This is a genomic window from Synechococcus sp. R5-13 (assembly GCF_047462015.1).
Lineage (GTDB): Bacteria > Cyanobacteriota > Cyanobacteriia > Thermostichales > Thermostichaceae > Thermostichus.
The window spans coordinates 25,321-42,728 of record NZ_JANSIL010000079.1 but is presented as its reverse complement, the minus strand read 5'-3'; the positions used below and the strand labels follow the sequence as shown (position 1 = coordinate 42,728).

Here is a 17,408-nt window from a genome sequence, read left to right as displayed (position 1 = left end):
CATGTTGGCAGACTCGAAAGTAAACAGAAAGATCAACTGGTAGTAATCCGTACTGAACATATTATACATTTATTATACATTATTTTCAGTATAGTTGAGCTTATTATTGACTAGAGTCATGCTCTCGACAGTAGGGCAAGACCTCTGCTTCAATCTGCCGCTCGAACAGGTTGTAGGGGGGCTGGGCGGTGTGCAGAGGAGCCACCCGGCGAAACCGATCCATCTGTTCGGGGGAAAAGTTGCTGACCCCAATGGCGCGGATCTTGCCCTGCTGCAGCAACTGCCCCAGAAACGCCGCCGTTTCTTCGATCGGTTCCAAGGGATCCGGCCAATGAATTTGGTAGAGATCGATCACATCTGTTTGCAAGCGGCGCAGAGAATCCTCCAGTTCTTGGGCCAAGCGAGGCAGGCTGGAGTTGCGCACCACTTTGTTGTTTGTCCACTCCAGTCCCGCTTTGGTGGCGAGAACCACCCGATCGCGGCAACCTGAGTCTTTGATCGCTTGCCCCAGCACTTCCTCCGAAACACCCAGTCCGTAGATGGGAGCGGTGTCGAAGGTGGTTATGCCCAAATCAATGGCTTTGCGAATCGTGGTGTAAGATTCCTGGCGGTCGGAAGGGCCCCACCAGCCGCCGCCCATCGCCCAAGTGCCCAGGCCCACCCGGCTCAACCTTAGCCCTGCATCTGCGAGGGTGACGAACTCCATGGCTGCTCCTGCTGAACCCCGATCCTCCCACTGTGGCCAGGGATCCTCTCCAAAAATCTAGCAGACATTGCTGACAGCAGCCGAGGTTGCGTGAACGACCCAAGCCTGTGACCGGGGTTGGAAGGAGAGGAGAGGCTTTTGACTCTGCATGTTGTAAGGAACTGAATCGATAGGATCCCATTCAAGAGCTGCAGCGTCTCTCAACCCAGAACTTTTGCGAGGAATGGCTCCATGAAGCCCACTTTTCTTGTCTCTACTGTCAGCTCCGTCGGTATGGCTCTCCTGTGGGGATCCCTTCTGGCTGGAAGGGCTGCCCAAGCGCAGGTGATCACCCCTCTTTTCCCCTCTGGAACTCCCATCCCCGTCGAACCCTTGCCCCCCAGCCCGGACATTCCCACCCTGCCCATTGTGCCGGATCCCCGGCCTGTGCCGGCAACCCCTGCTCCCCAGCGACCGCTGCCCAGGGGGAGTTTTGAGGAGATCAGCCGCTACTTCCGCGATCTCAACCGCGCCAAAAACCTGGCCCGCCAAGCTGCCGAGATCGCCAATGGGGGCCTGCAGCGCTATCGCGCCGAAGCTTCCATGCACGGGGCAGCCATTGACTCGCCGTTTGAAGAGTTTGAAGACGCCTGGATCTTCACCTTCCGGGGGGGAGAGCCCGGCTTCGTCCAGCCCAGCATCGAAACCCAGGTGCGGGTAGACAGGCGCACCTTTCAAACCACCATCCTCTACAATGGCCCCATCCGCTCCCGCCGCTGACGGCAGCCTGGGATCCCTGCCATCCTTGGCATAATCAGAAAAGGGCGAGGGATCCGGGGTATGACCAAGTTTGTCTTCGTCACCGGTGGAGTGGTCTCCAGCATCGGCAAAGGCATTGTGGCGGCTAGCTTGGGTCGCCTGCTCAAATCCCGCAACTACACGGTGTCGATTTTGAAGCTGGATCCCTACATCAATGTGGATCCCGGCACCATGAGTCCCTACCAGCATGGAGAAGTGTTCGTCACCGACGACGGCGCCGAGACCGACCTGGACTTGGGCCACTACGAGCGCTTCACCGACACCAACATGTCCAAGCTCAACAATGTTACCACTGGCTCCATCTACCAGGCCGTGATCCACAAAGAGCGGCGCGGCGATTACCAGGGCAGCACGGTGCAGGTGATCCCCCATGTTACCCAAGAGATCAAAGAGCGGATCCGGCGAGTGGCCCGCGAGACCAACCCCGATGTGGTGCTGGTGGAGGTGGGGGGCACGGTGGGAGATATCGAGTCTTTGCCCTTTTTGGAGGCCATCCGCCAATTTCGCAAGGACGTGGGCCGCGCCAATGTCGCCTATGTGCATGTCACCCTGGTGCCCCTGATCAAAGCGGCAGGGGAGATGAAAACCAAGCCCACCCAGCACTCGGTCAAGGAGCTGCGCTCCATTGGCATCCAGCCAGATGTGTTGGTGTGCCGCTGCGAGCAGCCCCTGCCCCGCAGCATCAAAGAGAAGATCTCCGAGTTTTGTGACGTGCCGGTAGAATGCGTCATCCAGGCGCAGGATGCCCCCAGCATCTACGACGTGCCTCTGGTGCTGGAGCAGGAGGGGTTGGCGCAGCGGGTTCTGGAGATTCTCAACTTGGATCCGCAGCAGCCAGATCTACGGGAGTGGGAGCTCCTGGTGCAGCGGCTGCACCACCCCCAAGAGCAGGTGGAGATTGCCATTGTCGGCAAATACGTGCGCCTTACGGATGCCTATCTTTCGGTGGCCGAGGCCCTGCGCCATGCTGGGCTAGCCCTCAATGCCGGTGTCACCCTGCGCTGGATCTCTTCTGAGGAAGTCGAGGAGCGGGGGCCGGAAGCCCTACTGGCTGGTGTGGATGGGGTAGTGGTGCCGGGGGGGTTTGGCAATCGCGGCATCGAGGGCAAGGTGGCTACCATCCGCTACGTGCGCGAGCAAGGCATTCCCTTCCTAGGGCTGTGTCTGGGCATGCAGTGCGCGGTGATCGACTGGGGATGTCACATTGCCCACCTGGAGCGGGCCAACAGCTACGAGTTTGACCCCGATACCCCCCACCCGGTGATCAGCCTCTTGCCGGAGCAGAAAGATGTGGAAGATCTGGGAGGAACCCTGCGGCTGGGCCTCTATCCCTGTCGCATCATGCCCAATACCCTAGCGGCCAAGCTCTACGGTGAGGCCATCATCTACGAGCGGCACCGCCATCGCTATGAGTTTAACAATGCCTACCGCAGCCTTTTTCTGGACTCTGGTTATATCATCAGCGGAGTCTCGCCGGATAACCGCTTGGTGGAGATTATCGAGCTGCCCAGCCACCCCTTTTTCATCGCCACCCAGTTCCATCCGGAGTTTCGCTCCCGCCCCAACCGCCCCCACCCCCTCTTTTTGGGGTTGATCGAAGCTGCCCTGCGCAGCCGCCCTCAGCCTCACCCCCTGCAGTTGCAGAAGATGGGCTAGTTGACAGATCCCTTGTCCAAAAGTGGGGGCACGCCTCTGGTCCTGGTTCTGCAGAGCTTTGCTGAACATAAACTGCTGCGGAATCCTGGGTTTCGCCTGTGGAGCAGCCGTGGCCTACTGCCTAAAACGAGGTCATCCAATCTGCCAAAATTTCCTGTCGGCGTGGATGGCGCAGTTTGCGCATGGCTCGTGCTTGAATTTGTCGGACGCGCTCCCGAGACAGGCCGAAAAGCTGACCAATTTCGGAGAGAGTGTGCAGGTGGCCATCTTTCAGCCCATAGCGGAGCTTGAGAATCTCTTGCTCTCGGGGGCTGAGCTGCTCCAGCATCTCTTCCAGTTGGGCAGACAGCAGGTACAAGTCCATTTGGGATTCGGGAGTGGGGCCGTTGGCGGCCTCGATAAGCTGCATCAGCTCCGTATTTGCCGACCGGAGTATGCAGCGAAAGGGTTTGGCGACCGGCTTCCAAGAGGGTTAAGAGAGCGTCCAGCTTGTCGGGGGAAATCTCCAGAGCTTCGGCAATTTCCGCTTGGGTGGGGCGACGGTTTAGGGTCTCGGTCAGCTCCCGCCGGATCCGCTTCACCTGGTTGAGCTTTTCTACCATGTGCACCGGGATCCGCACCAGACGCCCTTGATTGGCAACGGCGCGGGTGATTCCTTGGCGAATCCACCAGTAGGCATAGGTGGAAAACTTGTAGCCGCGTTCGCACTCAAATTTTTCTGCGGCCCGGATCAGGCCAATGGTGCCTTCTTGAATCAAATCCAGAAACGGCACACCGCGATTCAAATACTTTTTGGCAATCGAGACCACCAAGCGCAGGTTGGCCCTGACCAATTCCCGTTTCGCCCGTTCCCCGGCGGCTCCCCCCTCTGCGATCAGCCGCCCCAACTTCACCTCCTGCTCGGCACTGAGGAGTGGGTAGCGAGCCATTTCCCGCAAAAATATGCCCACCGAGTCCTCCGACAGCGAGGCTTGAGTTGCCCGGCTGCCGGGTTTGCTGAGCCGTACCTCAACCCGCTTCAGTGGAGGAGGAGAGTTCTGAACAGCTACATCCATCCCATTCGGTTGAGACTTCATACAAACTCACATCCACAAGCGGATGTTGGAAACTTTGCTTGGATACAGGACAGAACCGGTTGACCCTTCAGCAAACCCAGCTCCCTGCGGACCTAGGGCAGAGATCTCATCGGATTTCAAGAGGCTACTCGGTTTCTCTTCTCAGAAGGTTCAGAATTTAGCTTTTGCTAAGGTGGGGCGCAGGCCAAGCACCCCCGTGATGGTAACGGTCAGCATCCAATAAGATTGTTAAGCTGACTACAGAGTTGACCTTGTTTTGCAGTACACCATGCCACGCCAACGGAAGAAGTCGGATTTGCCCAGCAAAATTTGTCTTACCTGTCAGCGACCCTTCACCTGGCGCAAAAAGTGGGCCGACTGTTGGTCGGAGGTGAAATACTGTTCCGAGCGGTGTCGCAATCATCGCCCCAAGGGATCCCTGCCTGCTTCCCGGCAAGACGGTTGGGACGGATAATGTTGTCGTTGAGACCAGAACACAGGGGTTTGGGCCCGTCGGAGTTGGCGATGCGGTTTCTCAAGTGGCTGTTGCACAATCCCCACGAGACAGAAGAGGAGGATCCCTTTTTGCGGGCCATCACCCGCCTGGAAAGCCTGATCTCGAAGCTACTGTCAATTTTGATGATCGGGCTAATCGTAGTAGCAGTGGTGGACTTGGCCCGGTTCTTGGTGGCAGATTTGTTGACCGAGCCAACTGGGTTTTTCTCCACCACTTTAATCGAGATCTTCGGCTTCTTTTTAAATATTCTGATTGCGCTGGAAATTCTGGAGAACATTACCGCCTACTTGCAAAAGCAGGTGGTGCAGGTGGAGCTGGTGATCGTCACCTCTTTGATTGCGGTGGCCCGCAAGATCATCATTTTTGATTTCGAGAAGCTGGGGGGGTTGGAGCTCATTGGCTTGGGGGCAGCGACGTTGGCCCTCTCGGTAAGTTATTGGCTGGTGCGGCGAGCCAAGTCTCCATCCAAGTCCGGGGAAGATTAAGCTCGGACAGAATCCTGGTACGATGGGGATGGAGCTTTCCTGCAAGAATTGTGCGTGCGCGATCTAAGTTGGCCAGCCTGGTGAAGTTAGCTGTGCTGATGGTGGTGCTTTGGGTGGGGTTGAGTGCTCTCCCTGTTTTGGCCCGCCTGCATTCTTCTCGCGATTTGCTCCTGGCACAACACTTGGGCAAACCCGTGAAAACCTACAACAATCCCCCCCCGATGGTGATCGACCCGGCCAAGTCCTACACGGCCACGATGGAGACCACCGCCGGCACAATGGTTCTGGAGCTGTTCCCGCAAGAAGCTCCCCTCGCCGTCAACAATTTCGTCTTTTTGGCCAACGACCACTTCTACGATGGTGTCATCTTTCACCGCGTGATTCGGGGCTTCATGATCCAAGGTGGGGATCCCACGGGTACAGGGCGGGGTGGGCCGGGCTACCGCTTTCCCGATGGGCCGGTGCAACGTCCCTACAGCCGCGGCACTTTGGCTATGGCCAATGCTGGCCCCAACACCAACGGCAGCCAGTTTTTTATCATGCACGCCGACTATCCGCTGCCGCCCAACTACACGATCTTTGGGCAATTGATCGAGGGAGAGGATGTCTTGGATAAAATTGCAACTGCGCCCACTGACCCTCAGGATCGCCCCCTGAAACCGGTGGAGATCAAGTCGGTTCGCATCTTCGAATCCAATTAGGTTGGGCCAATCGGGTGGAACAGTTTGGTTAAATTAACTTGGCCTCTGGCCCCATTTTTGCAACTTGCCCTCAGGGGGACTCAGGTATGGAGTTCGCTAGGCCCCGGCGAATGTCCCCCCGCATTCTGGTTCTGGATTTTGATGGTGTGCTCTGCGATGGGCGGGCGGAGTATTTTGCTTCCTCCTGCCGCGTTTGTGCTCAGGTGTGGGGCTTGGCTCCTGCTCAGCTAGAGCCGCTGCGTCCTGCCTTCGACCGTCTGCGCCCGCTGATCGAGACCGGCTGGGAGATGCCTCTGTTGTTGTGGGGGCTACAGGAAGGGATCCGGGAGGAAGACTTGCGCCAAGACTGGCCCAGCTGGCGGCAGCGGTTGTTGCAGCAGGTGGGGGTCTCCGAGCTAGGTTTGGCCCAAGTGCTGGATGGCGTGCGGGATCGTTGGATTGAAGAGGATCTGCAGGGGTGGCTGGGGCTACACCGCTTTTATCCGGGGGTGGCGGCTTGGCTACGCCAGGTTCAGGCTGCAGGGGAGCCGCGCTTGGCCATTCTCAGTACCAAAGAGGGGCGGTTTATCCAGCAGCTCTTGGGCCGAGAAGGGATCCAACTGCCGCGCCACCGCATTCTGGGCAAGGAAGTGCGCGCCCCCAAGGCCACCACTTTACAGCGGCTACTGGCTGCCGCCCAACTGCCGGCTGAGGAGCTGTGGTTTGTGGAGGATCGCCTGCAAACGCTGCGCCAGGTGCAGACGGTGCCGGAGCTGGAGCAAGTTCTCCTGTTTTTGGCCGACTGGGGCTACAACCTGCCGGAGGAAAGGGAAGAAGTCGCGCGGGATCCCCGTCTCCATTTGCTCAGCCTGGAACAGCTTTGCCAGCCCTTTGACCGTTGGATTGCCCCTTCTCCCCCGCCGCGCTTTTCTATCAGTCCCGCCAGCTCGGAAGACTTGAGCCAGGCTCGGCCCACCCCTGGCCGGAAACGCCCGGAAGCCGGTTTGGCCTCTCTGGTGCTGACCTTGGTGGAGCTGTTGCGGCAGTTGATGGAGGCGCAGGTGGTGCGGCAAATGGAGGCCGAGCGCCTTTCTGCAGAGCAGATTGAGCGGGCCGGCAGCAGCCTACAAGCCTTGCGGGAGCAAATTCGACAAATCTGCAGCCTGTTGGAGATCGACCCAGCGGATTTGAACCTGGAGCTCGGAGATCTGGGCACCCTCCTGCCCCGCCAGGGGGACTACTACCCCGGACAACCCCACCGCGAGGGATCCGTGCTGGAACTGTTGGATCGGCTGATCCACACCGGCATCGTCATCGATGGGGAGATCGACCTGGGGCTGGCGGACTTGGATCTGATCCACGCCCGCCTGAAGTTGGTGCTCACCTCCAGCGCCAAGCTCTACTGAGCCCGTGGATTGAGAGTGCTGATGGAGACGATTGGGAGAAGAGATGCCGGAAGCGGAAAGAGAGACCGGAAATCGCGGTATGCTGGCTGTGGATCCCCTTCATCTGTCTTCATGTCTTCCCCTATGGATGTCTTTGCCCCAACCGGAAACCTGTATGCCGGTGCCATTTGGCCAGAAGTGGTGGTTACCCTCACCCTCTTGCTCGTCTTGGTGGTGGATTTGGTCGGTGGTTCGGCGGCGCGCAAAAGTCTTCCGGCCCTCTCCATCTTTGGCTTGATCGGGGCCTTGGTGACCTTGGTGTTGCAGTGGCAGCAGCCCCAGTTGGAGAGCTTCTTGGGCAGCTTTGCGGCGGATCCCATCAGCATTCTCTTCCGTGGCCTGGTGGTGGGGACGGCGGTACTGACCGTGATGATGGCGGAGCGCTACATCTCTCAGTCCGGAGCGCCCACAGGCGAGTTTTATGTGTTGCTGCTCACGGCCACCTTGGGGGGCATGTTCCTCTCCGGGGCGACGGACTTGATCCTAGTGTTTGTATCTCTGGAAACCCTGGGCATCGCCAGCTACCTGATGGCCGGCTATACCAAGCGGGATCCCCGTTCTTCGGAGGCAGCCCTGAAATATCTCTTGATCGGGGCCAGCAGCACAGCCATTTTTCTCTACGGCATGTCGCTGCTCTACGGCCTTTCGGGTGGGCAAACGAAGCTGGAAGCCATTGCCTCCTCTATGGGGGATGCCGGCTTGGCAGGGATCATCGCTTTGGTCCTCTGCATTGGTGGTATCGGGTTTAAGTTGGCGGCAGTGCCCTTTCACCAGTGGACTCCTGATGTCTACGAGGGATCCCCAACGCCGGTGGTGGCCTTTTTGTCGGTGGGATCCAAAGCAGCAGGCTTTGCCTTGGCGGTGCGCTTTCTGGCCACCGTGTTTCCGGCCATGACGGAAGAGTGGCGGGCGGTGCTCTCGGTGCTGGCCATTTTGACCATGGTGCTGGGGAATGTGGTGGCCATTGCCCAAACCCGCCTCAAACGGCTGCTGGCCTATTCTTCCATTGGACAGGCGGGCTTTGTTTTGATCGGCTTGGTGGCGGGCACTGAGGCCGGCTATGCCAGCTTGATCTTCTACTTGATGGTCTATTTGGTCATGAACTTGGGGGCCTTTTTGTGCATCACCCTGTTCAGCCTGAAGACCGGCACCGATGAAATTAGCGAGTACAGCGGCCTCTACCAAAAGGATCCCTTCCTCACCCTTTGCTTGAGCATTTGTCTGCTTTCGTTGGGTGGGTTGCCCCCTCTGGCGGGCTTCTTCGGCAAGTTGTACCTGTTCTGGGCCGGTTGGCAGGCAGGGGCCTATACCCTAGTGTTGGTGGGGTTGGTCACCAGCGTCATCTCCATCTACTACTACGTGCGGGTGGTGAAAACCATCGTGGTGAAAGAGCCGCAAGAGATGTCGGTTTCAGTGCAAAATTACCCTGAGACCAACTGGCAGGCGGAAGGCATGCAGGCTCTGCGGGTGGGCTTGGTGTTCACTTTGGTGGCTACCATCTTTGCCGGGATCCTCTCCAATCCCCTCTTTACCCTCTCCATCCAGGCAGTGGAGCAAAGCCCGTTCTTGGGGTTCCCGACTGCACAGGCATTCATTCCGGAGTCGGCGAGCCTTCAGGTGGCAGTCAAGGGATCCCTGGGTTCCTCTCCTCAAGCTGGCGAAGGCTAGTTTTTGAGATGCTCTCCATCCCGAGGTTTTAAAAAGCGACGCTCGGCAGCGCGCGCTTCAGTTGTGCAGATATGGTCATTTCTCCCTCTGGAAGAAGGGCTGCAGCGCGAAACACCTGGGGAGCGTCTCAACCTAGTCTCAATCTAATTTGAACTAATTTGAAAGGACTCTAATCCAGAAGAGGGTCTCCCCACCCCAAAGGGATCCGGGATCTCTTCAAGGCCTCCGCATTAGCGCCCACCGATTACAGCAATGTAGTTGGTCACCCATTCGTAGTAGGGCACACATCCCTCACGCGGCCATCAGGGTGCGATCACAGCGCATGATGCCCCAGGGAATCAAATGCCCTCTAAGCTGACGTTGAGAAAGCGGGCAATCTCGGCTGCCTGGTTTTCGATCTCCGTCAGGGGAGGTGGCTGGCCTACGCCGGTGAGGGGGATGTCGCCACGTCCTTTCACCCGCAAGTAGATGGCTCGGCGGGGGTTAAGCCCCTCTCTCAGCTCTACCCGTAAGCTTTGCACATCGGCAAAGTCATACTCCAGGCGGACTTCACGGTTTTTGCCCGGAAAGCCCTGGCGCACCAGCGTTATCTTTTGCGTGCGCCGGTCGAACTCGTTGTAGCCGCCTCCCAAGTTCCAATACAAACTCAGCCACTGGTATAGCCCCGCCAGGGATCCGAGCACCCCGTAAAAGAGCATGGCAATGCCCTGGGGAATAAACACCAGGCTGGCGGGATCGGAAAAGGGGAGCAAATTGCGGTGGAGATAGCTGGAAAGGCCGGCCAAGGTAAAGCCCAGCCCTCCCCCCGTCAGCGCCACCGCCCAAAAGTACACGCTGGGCCGCCGCGACCCAATCACGGTGTAGCGCAGCAGATCGGCAGAACGGATTTCAGGAACAATGGCGGACACAGTTGGGATCCCTGCAGGTTTTCCAAGGCTGGCTTCCCCCATTCTATAGGCTATGGGCGGCAAGGGTTTTCCCCAGCAGAGGGGCGCTCAGGGGACTGGCAAGAGCTAGAGCCGCCTGGGGAATGGGGGCGGAAGTCCTCTGCGCTGTACAGCCCCTCTCCCGAAGGGAGTTAGGGATAGTTTTTATTGTTATGGCTCCTTTTGCTCCTTGTAAGAGCCGTAGCAGGGATCCCTGCTGGGGTTCTGAGGCGTTCTATCTGCTGACAGAGCCCAACAGCATACGCCAATGGGATCCCTCTCACCTCAGGGTTGGGTTTGGCGTGGGGTAACGATCCTGCCCTCCCCTGGGGCAACTTCCGAGGAACGGGGGCGGGCCGGCGCAGAGGGCTCATCAACGGCATTCGAGGGAGAGGCAGGGTTGGGATCCGGCTCGGGAGAAGCCGTCTGCTCCGGTTCTGCGGCAGGGGGAGAAGGCTGAGGCTCAGGGGTTGGGTCTGGCAAGGCTGGCGGCTGGGGTAGGGCGTCTTGGGCCGTTCGTTCCCCAAAAGCCGACAGGGCGATGGCGGCTTCCCCGCGGCTAACCGGCTCGAAGGGGTTGAAGGTGCGGATGGGGCCAAAGGTGCGCAGCACGGTGGAGGCATTCTCTAGGCTGCGATCGGCTACCAGAGCAGGAATGGCTTCAGGAGGAATTTGCGCCGCATCGGTGAACCCCCAGCGCTCCTCCAGCTCTGCTCGGGATCCCTTGATCTGGCCGGGAGGTAAGTCCAGAGGCACCTTCATGCGGATCAACTCTGCCCGCGACAGCAGGCTGTTGGGGCGAAACTCTCGATTGGCATCTCCGGCAATTATGCCGGCAGCTCCCAGGGCTTGAATGTAGCGAAAATGGGGATCCTCTTCCGGCACATCCAAAAAGAGGGGGCGTTCCGAGGGGGATCCCAGGCGGATCTGCCGGCTGGGCTCATCGGCGTGGATGGCGTTGTTGGCCAACACCAGCCAACGGGCAAATTCTCCGCGACGAACGCTGCGCTGCGGCTGAAATTCGCTGCTGGAGATATCGGCAAAAACTCCCAACCGATCTAGGTATCCCACCGAACGGGCCACCAGAGATCCCGGCTCCAGGTCTGCAAAGCGGCTGCTGTCCGGGCTGGGCAGGGGTGAGGAAGGGGTGGGAGCAGGGGGAGCGGAGATAGAGGGTGGGATGGATCCCGGCAAAGGTTGAGGCGAGGGAGATGCCGGCAGCTCAGGTTGGGCTGTGGGCGGGCCCACTGGGCGTACAGCGCGCTCTAGCTGTTCTCCCCACTCGGTTCCCTGACAGGCCGACAACAGCCAGAGCAGCGGAATAAGGCTGCCGAGCTTGAGCCAGAGGCCGGGCCGCATAGGTTTAGACTGATGATGCACCGCTCTACCTTTCTCTATTGGTCTCTATTGGGCCCATTTGCGGCTGAACTCCTCCAGCACGTCCAGCAGGTTAAGCAGGCTTTGCATCGGCAGGAGATCGGCCAGGGGCAATTCTTTGCGCCCACCCCCCACTTTCACCGGGATCCCTTGCAAGATCTCTGTGACGGCGTCCTCATCCACCTTGCCTGCCATCACCTGGGGTGCCAGTCGCTCCGCCAAAAGGGTATGCAGGTGGGCATCGCGCAGGTAAAGATGCCAGCGGGCCACATCGATGTAAACTTCCTTGCCAATGGCAGCGGCCAATTGCTCAATGTCTGGGTTGCTGGGCACTTTGGCCATCGCTCAGCTCCGTTGGGGGTTGCGTCTGCCCTTGCTCAATCATAGCCTGAACCCAAGGGATCCTCAGGGAGAGCTGGCAGCCGAGCGGTCGGGTAGAGGTAGGGCGAAGTTCTCTTGCAGCTGCCGCAGCATCAACAGGTGTTCCAGAGCTAGGCGATCCCGTTCTGTCCGCAACTGGCTCAGTTGGGCCTGAATTTGGCGGATATCGGCCTCGTCGGAGTCCCAGGTTTGCAAAAGGCGGTAGAGGCGCTCTTGTTGGTTGGCAATTTGCCGGTTTAGGCGGGCTAGACGGCGGCTGAACTCCACATCCATTTCCTCTGCCAGCTCGGGATCCGGCAGCAGGGCCAAGCGATCCCAATGGATGCCCAGGTCGGCCAAGCTTGGCGGGGGCGGATCCAACTCCTTGAGAAGGGGGAAGTCCGGAAAAAGCAATGGATCTGTTTGATCGGGGGCGGGGGGTTGAGGGCGAGCCACCGGAGGGGTGAGACGGGATCCGGGTGAAGGCAGGTTTGTGGGCTGGGGGGCAGGCTCCTGTCCACTGGGAGAGGAGTGCAACTGCTTCGGACTCCGTCCCGCCGGCGCGAACGGCGCTGCCAGATGGCTACCGCTGGGATCTGCCTGGGCCGACAGGGATCCCAGACTGCATAGCCAAAGGCAGACTCCTAGCCCACAAGCCCAGCGAACTGCTTTTTCCACCCTGCGCTCCTCAGTCTTTCTCAAGCCTGCTCAGGTCATTCCCAGCCCACCTCGGCCCTGGTCGCGTTGGCGGGGCGAGATCCACGGTTGGGGATTGTCTCAAACAAAATCGAGTAGGCATCTTGCTTTTGCCCCGGCTCGAAAAGATAGCGTTGGGCAACACGAGCAGAGGCAGGCACGATGGCCACGCGCACCGGCGGATCTTCCAGCGATACCAAAGGCTGGGGATGAGACCAACGCCATCCCACCCAGCCCGCCCCTGCCAAGGCCACCACAGCCGCTGCCACTCGTCCCCAAGGGGTGCCCTTGCGTCGCCGCCAGCCCAGGTCGAGCATTGGCCGCCGATCCAGCTCGGCGAACACACGGCTGATCAACAGCTCCGTCTGGGTGGAGTTCAAGGTTGGGGCCTTGAGATTGGCCAAACCGGCCTGCAGAGCTGCCAGTTGGCTGTACAGTTGCCGCGCCTGAGGATCGCTGGCCAGCCAATCTTCCACCTGCCGCGCCTCTTGAGACGACAATTCCCCATCCAAGTAGGCGCTCAACTGTTCAAAGCGCTCATCCACCACCGGCAGCTCTTGCTGGGGATCCCTGGGGTCGGGGTTGGGGTTGCCGCGAACCATGGTCATTCACCATTAAGGTAGGGTTTTAGGGTGGATTGTAGGCGGGCGCGGGCGCGCGCAATGCGAGACTTAACAGTGCCCAAAGACACCCCTGTGATCTCGGCAATTTCCTCATAAGCCATTCCCTGAATTTCCCGCAGCAGGATTGTCTGGCGAAAGGCCTGCGGCAAGTCGCGGACGGCTTGGTGCAATCGCTCGTAGAACTCGCAGGTGGCGAGGTGCTCATGGGGACTGGGGCTCTCGCTGGGCAGCTCCCATTCCATCTCGCTATCCCGCATCTGAATCGGCGCATCCAGAGAAAGGGGCTGCTGCTGTCGTTTGCGCTTGCGCAGCTCGTCGTAAAACAGGTTGGTGGCGATCCGCCCCAGCCAGCTGCGAAATTTTGCCGGCTCCTGTAGGCGTTTCAGGTGGCGGTAGGCCCGGATCCAAACTTCCTGGGCCAAGTCATGCCGGTCCTGCCAGTCCGGGGCAAGATGATAGAGCACCTTGTCCACATGGGCCTGATGGCGACGCATCAACTCGGCAAAAGCCTCCCGATGGGGCTGGGATCCCTGCTGACAGATCAGCACCAGATCCACATCAGCGAGCTTTTCGGGCCGCACAGGCACGTTCTTCACCAAGACCGACCAGCGCTGGCCACTGATGTCGCTGAGGGCAGCATCCATAGGCATCCATAGGTTGTAACAACAGCAACAGCGGAGGGATCCCCTCCCAGACAGAACCTCTGTTGCCCAGACGAAATGGCAGAGTTTGGGTTCCCCCCACCCTCAACCGCAGGGTAGCTCTAGAGGCTCTGAGGGCCATACCGGCAAGACTCCACAGCAAGACCACCTCCTCACTAGATCTTGGCGCACATGGCGGGGTGGTGGATTGCAGGATAGCTCTTGAGTTGGTAACTGGGCTACAGTGGGCTTGCGGTATGGTAAAACCCCGACCCGGCATGACTTCCGATGCTCCTGTTGCCGTCCTCTCCGAGCTCAAGGCGGTGCCAATGTTGGCCGAACTTTCGGCGACGTCCTTGCAATGGTTGGGATCCCAGGTCAAGCTGCGGGATATCCCGGCGGGACAGGCGCTCTTTATGCAAGAGGCCTGGGGCAGCGTGGTTTACCTGATCCTAGCCGGTTGGGCTAAGGTGCGGCGGGCTTTGCGGGCGCAAGACAGCACCAAAACCCTTGCCTTGCTGGGGCCGGGCGCTTGGGTGGGGGAAATGGCGGTACTGGACGAAGCTCCCCGCTCGCGAGATGTGCTGGCCCTAACCCCGCTGCGGGTGGCCGGGATCCCGGCGGCAACCTTCAAAGCGCTGATGTTGCGGGAGCCGCAACTGTGTTACCAGCTGGCCTGCAGCCTCTCCCGTCGCCTGCGCCTGGCCAACTTGCAGGCGGATCTTGACCAGCAGAGCCCCCCGCTGCGAGTGGTGCATACGCTGGTGCAACTGGCGGAAGCTTTTGGCGAGAAGACCCCCCAGGGGATGCGCATTGTCTACCCTCCCCCCCAGGATTTGGCCGATATCAGCCAAGTTAGCCGGGAGACAGCCCTGGCGGTACTGAGCCGTCTGCAGCAGCAGGGGGTTATTCAGCCGCTGCCGGAGCAACAGTCTTTGCTGCTGATCCGGTACGCCAAACTGCTGGAGGCCACCCGTCTGCTTTAGATATTGAAGATATTGACCCATGTCTCCCCAACCGATTTCTCCCCATCCAGGACAAGAATCTGTCTGGGACTATCCGCGCCCACCTCGTCTGGAGCCCACCACAGAACTGGTGGAAGTTCTCTTCAATGGCGAGCTCATTGCCCAAAGCCGCCGTTGCTACCGCGTCCTGGAAACCAGCCACCCGCCCACCTACTACATTCCCCCCACCGACGTTCGACTGCAGTATCTCCGCCCCAGCTCTCGCACCTCTTTCTGTGAGTTCAAAGGGGCTGCCTGCTACTGGACAGTTCAGGTCGGATCCCAAACAGCCGTAGATGCCGCCTGGAGCTATCCGGATCCCAGCCCGGCGTTTTTGCCCATCCGCGACTACCTTGCCTTTTATCCAGGCCGTGTGCAGGAGTGCCGGGTAGGTGGAGAACGAGTCCGGCCTCAACCCGGAGATTTCTACGGCGGTTGGATCACCTCAAAGGTCGTAGGCCCTTTCAAAGGAGAGCCGGGTAGCTGGAACTGGTAGGGGCGGAGCAGCGATTCCCGAGGGGGGATCCCTTTTACCCACGAAAAGGACTACAGTTAAGTCGATGCGGGTAAGTTGTCCAAGGACTCCGTCCCGCTGGCACGAACAGGAGAGCGCGGACAAAAACCATGACGGTGCGGGTGCCCCTCGACTATTATCGGGTTTTGATGCTGTCGGCACGGGCAGATGGGCATCAGATTGAGCAGGCATACCGGGAGCGAATCGATCTCAAGCCGGGCGAGCGCTCCTGGCTGTCGGGGTTCTCGCCACAGGCCGTGGAAGCTCGCGCCCAGATGATCCAAGAGGCGGCTTCTGTGCTGCTGAACCCCGAGGCACGGCGAAACTACGACGAACACCTCATGCCAACGGATCCCACCTTGACGGTGGAGGAGGCGCACCTACCGGGAGTGCTGTGCTTGTATTGCGAAGCCGGAGAGTACCAGGCTGCGTTGGACTTGGCTCAACACCTGTTGGAGCAGGGCCACCCTGCTCGTTCCGATGCCATTTTGGCGCGGGCCATCGCTCGTCTGGAACTGGGTCGAGAAGCCTGGCAACAGGGATCCTACGAAGAGGCGGCGCGTTCTTTACAGGCGGGCTTGGCGGAGCTGGAGGAGTGCCAGGCCTTTCCGCAGATGCAAGCGGAGATCCGCATCGATTTGGGCAAGCTGCGCCCCTATCGCATTTTGCAACTCCTCAGCCAAAGTGCTCCCGCCCAAGCTGGAAGACACACCGCTGATGGGAACGGGGAGCGACAGCAGGGACTGGCTCTCCTCAAAGCCATGCTGGACGAACGGGGCGGCATCGAGGGGATGGGGCAAGATGGCTCTGGCCTCAGCACCGAAGATTTCCTGCGCTTTATCCAACGGGTACGTCGCCACCTCACCCTCAAAGAACAGCAAGAGCTGTTCGAGCGGGAGGCTGAGCGTCCCTCGATGGTAGCCGCCTACCTGGCCGTGCAGGTGTTGCTGGCGGCAGGTTATCTGGAAAATCGTCCGGCCCTGGTGCGGCGTGCTCGCAGCTACCTGGCTCGTCTGGCGCAGCGGCAGGATGTGCATCTGGAGCAGGCCATCTGTAGTCTGTTGCTGGGGCAGACCGAAGACGCGCTCGCCCATCTGCGCTCCACCCAAGAAGTAGAGGCCTTGCAGTTTATCGAAGAACACTCCGCCGGTTCTCCCGACCATCTGCCGGGTCTGTGCCGCTTCACAGAAAAATGGTTTCAGGAGGAGGTGTTCCCGGAATTTCGCGGTCTGGAAGCCGCCCAAGTGACGTTGCAAGCCTACTTCGACAACCCCCAAGTACAAGCTTACCTGGACGAAATGCCCCGCCGCGAGGATCCGCCGGCGGGGATGCTCTCTCCCCAAGTCCCCCATCCCCCACCTCATTTGCCTGCCGTGGTGGGTGGCGTGCGCCCCCCTAATCCAACCCAAGAATTGCAGCGCCCCCCCACCCCTTGGCAACGGGGAGGAGTGATGCCCCCGCCAGAACCCCCGCGCCTCTCGGATTTGCCCTCCTACCGGAGCACCCCCAAGGCGGGCGTCTCTGCTCTTGCGGATGAGAGTTCTAGTGCTCCGCACCGCTGTCGCGAACGCGCCCAAGACCGTTCCCCTCAGGGGGACGGAGTCCAGGGCCTAAGGTCCGCTGGCGCGATCGGTTTGCAGGATGTGGAGCGTTACCGCCGCAGCCGCTTGGGGGGCCGTAAGCGTCCTACCTTTCCCGCTGGCGTTCGTTTGGGCTCCGCACCGCTGGCGCGAATGGCCGGGGTGGTCGGTGTGGGCATCCTCTCCCTATTGGTCATCTGGCAAATGTTGCGGGGCCTCTTCACGCCGCCGCCGGCACCACCGCTGGAGCAACCCCAGGTGCAAATTGAGCAGCCGCCGGTTGACATATCGCTACGCGACGCCTCCGCGAACGACAATCCCGGCCAGACGGAACTCACTCCCCCGCCTGAGCTAACCGGCCCTCTGGCGGAGTGGCAAGGAGTACAACAGGTGCGGGTGGTCTCCAACGATGGCCTCAACATTCGCCAGCAACCCAGCCTGACGGGAGCCATTGTCGGGACAGCCCCACGCCAAGCCCTGCTGCGGGTGGTGGAGGTGCAGGCTGGGGAGGGACAGGTGCCCGTCTGGCTGCGCATTGAGCGAGATGGCGCGCCCGGGGGATGGGTCGCCGCCCAGTCGGGCTCCACCCGTCTGGTGGAACGGCTCTAGCTCTCCCTTGCTGCCAGCTGTTATTGCTCCGCAACGCTGCTGCGACCGCGCTACGGGGACGGAGTTCT

Annotated in this window: 18 protein-coding genes and 1 pseudogene; 10 read left to right on the top strand and 9 right to left on the bottom strand. The window is 60.0% G+C overall.

The genetic code is table 11. The features are described 5' to 3' along the window. Nucleotides 1–103: 103 nt before the first annotated feature. Complete coding sequence (locus tag NW840_RS06665; RefSeq protein ID WP_414329186.1) at nt 104–706, bottom strand: aldo/keto reductase; 603 nt, start codon at nt 704–706, stop codon at nt 104–106. A 231-nt stretch (nt 707–937) separates the two neighbouring features. Between NW840_RS06665 and NW840_RS06660 the strand changes: the two genes are divergently transcribed. Together NW840_RS06660 and NW840_RS06655 are read left to right on the top strand one after the other, a co-directional pair. Next, a complete protein-coding gene (locus NW840_RS06660) occupies nt 938–1,465 on the top strand; it encodes a hypothetical protein (protein ID WP_414343236.1) in 528 nt (175 codons plus the stop codon). Between the two features lie 60 nt (nt 1,466–1,525). Beyond that, entirely contained in the window at nt 1,526–3,160 is a 1,635-nt protein-coding gene (locus NW840_RS06655; RefSeq protein ID WP_414343234.1) for a CTP synthase, read from the top strand. Between the two features lie 121 nt (nt 3,161–3,281). Here NW840_RS06655 and NW840_RS06650 read toward each other — a convergent pair whose 3' ends face one another. Further along, the gene (locus NW840_RS06650) at nt 3,282–3,569 is read right to left on the bottom strand and encodes a sigma-70 family RNA polymerase sigma factor (RefSeq protein WP_414343233.1); all 288 of its coding nucleotides are present in this window, start codon (nt 3,567–3,569) and stop codon (nt 3,282–3,284) included. A gap of 70 nt (nt 3,570–3,639) precedes the next feature. Then, a pseudogene (locus tag NW840_RS06645) lies at nt 3,640–4,089 on the bottom strand (RNA polymerase sigma factor RpoD/SigA); the annotation flags it as partial. A gap of 415 nt (nt 4,090–4,504) precedes the next feature. Here NW840_RS06645 and NW840_RS06640 point away from each other — a divergent pair. The 5 genes from NW840_RS06640 to NW840_RS06620 all read left to right on the top strand — a co-directional run bounded on the left by NW840_RS06640 (nt 4,505) and on the right by NW840_RS06620 (nt 9,010). After that, nucleotides 4,505–4,690 (top strand): DUF2256 domain-containing protein, encoded by a 186-nt coding sequence (locus tag NW840_RS06640; RefSeq protein ID WP_041437321.1) that lies wholly within the window; start codon nt 4,505–4,507, stop codon nt 4,688–4,690. A 50-nt stretch (nt 4,691–4,740) separates the two neighbouring features. Continuing rightward, complete coding sequence (locus NW840_RS06635; protein WP_414343232.1) at nt 4,741–5,217, top strand: phosphate-starvation-inducible PsiE family protein; 477 nt, start codon at nt 4,741–4,743, stop codon at nt 5,215–5,217. Nucleotides 5,218–5,438: 221 nt separating this feature from the next. Beyond that, a complete protein-coding gene (locus tag NW840_RS06630) occupies nt 5,439–5,918 on the top strand; it encodes a peptidylprolyl isomerase (RefSeq protein ID WP_414343240.1) in 480 nt (159 codons plus the stop codon). Nucleotides 5,919–6,028: 110 nt separating this feature from the next. After that, nucleotides 6,029–7,303: a gas vesicle protein GvpJ gene (gvpJ, locus tag NW840_RS06625; protein WP_414343231.1), complete on the top strand. Its 1,275-nt coding sequence runs from the start codon at nt 6,029–6,031 to the stop codon at nt 7,301–7,303. Nucleotides 7,304–7,426: 123 nt separating this feature from the next. After that, nucleotides 7,427–9,010: an NAD(P)H-quinone oxidoreductase subunit N gene (locus tag NW840_RS06620; RefSeq protein WP_414343238.1), complete on the top strand. Its 1,584-nt coding sequence runs from the start codon at nt 7,427–7,429 to the stop codon at nt 9,008–9,010. Nucleotides 9,011–9,348: 338 nt separating this feature from the next. On the opposite strand, the gene NW840_RS06615 is transcribed toward NW840_RS06620, so the two are convergent. The 6 genes from NW840_RS06615 to NW840_RS06590 all read right to left on the bottom strand — a co-directional run bounded on the left by NW840_RS06615 (nt 9,349) and on the right by NW840_RS06590 (nt 13,636). Next, a complete protein-coding gene (locus tag NW840_RS06615) occupies nt 9,349–9,918 on the bottom strand; it encodes a photosystem I assembly protein Ycf4 (RefSeq protein WP_011433078.1) in 570 nt (189 codons plus the stop codon). A 303-nt stretch (nt 9,919–10,221) separates the two neighbouring features. Continuing rightward, entirely contained in the window at nt 10,222–11,295 is a 1,074-nt protein-coding gene (locus tag NW840_RS06610) for an S-layer homology domain-containing protein (protein WP_414343229.1), read from the bottom strand. 45 nt (nt 11,296–11,340) lie between these two features. Next, nucleotides 11,341–11,655 carry a DUF3181 family protein gene (locus NW840_RS06605; protein WP_011433076.1) on the bottom strand — a complete coding sequence of 105 codons (315 nt, stop codon included), beginning with the start codon at nt 11,653–11,655 and terminating at the stop codon, nt 11,341–11,343. A 63-nt stretch (nt 11,656–11,718) separates the two neighbouring features. Continuing rightward, a complete protein-coding gene (locus NW840_RS06600) occupies nt 11,719–12,351 on the bottom strand; it encodes a hypothetical protein (RefSeq protein WP_414343227.1) in 633 nt (210 codons plus the stop codon). Between the two features lie 35 nt (nt 12,352–12,386). Further along, nucleotides 12,387–12,971, bottom strand: coding sequence for an anti-sigma factor family protein (locus NW840_RS06595; RefSeq protein ID WP_414343226.1), 585 nt, complete (start codon nt 12,969–12,971; stop codon nt 12,387–12,389). Nucleotides 12,972–12,973: 2 nt separating this feature from the next. Next, nucleotides 12,974–13,636 carry a sigma-70 family RNA polymerase sigma factor gene (locus tag NW840_RS06590; protein WP_414343224.1) on the bottom strand — a complete coding sequence of 221 codons (663 nt, stop codon included), beginning with the start codon at nt 13,634–13,636 and terminating at the stop codon, nt 12,974–12,976. Between the two features lie 254 nt (nt 13,637–13,890). On the opposite strand from NW840_RS06590, the gene NW840_RS06585 reads away from it, so the two are divergent. From NW840_RS06585 to NW840_RS06575, 3 genes are all read left to right on the top strand, one after another. Continuing rightward, the gene (locus NW840_RS06585; protein WP_414343223.1) at nt 13,891–14,619 is read left to right on the top strand and encodes a Crp/Fnr family transcriptional regulator; all 729 of its coding nucleotides are present in this window, start codon (nt 13,891–13,893) and stop codon (nt 14,617–14,619) included. Nucleotides 14,620–14,638: 19 nt separating this feature from the next. Further along, nucleotides 14,639–15,133: a DUF427 domain-containing protein gene (locus NW840_RS06580; RefSeq protein WP_011433071.1), complete on the top strand. Its 495-nt coding sequence runs from the start codon at nt 14,639–14,641 to the stop codon at nt 15,131–15,133. 128 nt (nt 15,134–15,261) lie between these two features. Next, nucleotides 15,262–17,340 carry an SH3 domain-containing protein gene (locus NW840_RS06575; protein WP_414343222.1) on the top strand — a complete coding sequence of 693 codons (2,079 nt, stop codon included), beginning with the start codon at nt 15,262–15,264 and terminating at the stop codon, nt 17,338–17,340. The last annotated feature ends 68 nt before the right edge of the window (nt 17,341–17,408 follow it).

Bases quoted from the DNA above. Each gene is read 5' to 3' on its own strand.
- NW840_RS06665 (WP_414329186.1), bottom strand. From the start codon at position 706: ATGGAGTTCGTCACCCTCGCAGATGCAGGGCTAAGGTTGAGCCGGGTG.
- NW840_RS06630 (WP_414343240.1), top strand. From the start codon at position 5,439: ATGGTGATCGACCCGGCCAAGTCCTACACGGCCACGATGGAGACCACC.
- NW840_RS06640 (WP_041437321.1), top strand. From the start codon at position 4,505: ATGCCACGCCAACGGAAGAAGTCGGATTTGCCCAGCAAAATTTGTCTT.
- NW840_RS06580 (WP_011433071.1), top strand. From the start codon at position 14,639: ATGTCTCCCCAACCGATTTCTCCCCATCCAGGACAAGAATCTGTCTGG.
- NW840_RS06655 (WP_414343234.1), top strand. From the start codon at position 1,526: ATGACCAAGTTTGTCTTCGTCACCGGTGGAGTGGTCTCCAGCATCGGC.
- NW840_RS06620 (WP_414343238.1), top strand. From the start codon at position 7,427: ATGGATGTCTTTGCCCCAACCGGAAACCTGTATGCCGGTGCCATTTGG.
- NW840_RS06660 (WP_414343236.1), top strand. From the start codon at position 938: ATGAAGCCCACTTTTCTTGTCTCTACTGTCAGCTCCGTCGGTATGGCT.
- gvpJ (WP_414343231.1), top strand. From the start codon at position 6,029: ATGTCCCCCCGCATTCTGGTTCTGGATTTTGATGGTGTGCTCTGCGAT.
- NW840_RS06635 (WP_414343232.1), top strand. From the start codon at position 4,741: ATGCGGTTTCTCAAGTGGCTGTTGCACAATCCCCACGAGACAGAAGAG.
- NW840_RS06585 (WP_414343223.1), top strand. From the start codon at position 13,891: ATGGTAAAACCCCGACCCGGCATGACTTCCGATGCTCCTGTTGCCGTC.
- NW840_RS06605 (WP_011433076.1), bottom strand. From the start codon at position 11,655: ATGGCCAAAGTGCCCAGCAACCCAGACATTGAGCAATTGGCCGCTGCC.
- NW840_RS06650 (WP_414343233.1), bottom strand. From the start codon at position 3,569: ATGCAGCTTATCGAGGCCGCCAACGGCCCCACTCCCGAATCCCAAATG.
- NW840_RS06590 (WP_414343224.1), bottom strand. From the start codon at position 13,636: ATGGATGCTGCCCTCAGCGACATCAGTGGCCAGCGCTGGTCGGTCTTG.
- NW840_RS06595 (WP_414343226.1), bottom strand. From the start codon at position 12,971: ATGGTTCGCGGCAACCCCAACCCCGACCCCAGGGATCCCCAGCAAGAG.
- NW840_RS06610 (WP_414343229.1), bottom strand. From the start codon at position 11,295: ATGCGGCCCGGCCTCTGGCTCAAGCTCGGCAGCCTTATTCCGCTGCTC.
- NW840_RS06575 (WP_414343222.1), top strand. From the start codon at position 15,262: ATGACGGTGCGGGTGCCCCTCGACTATTATCGGGTTTTGATGCTGTCG.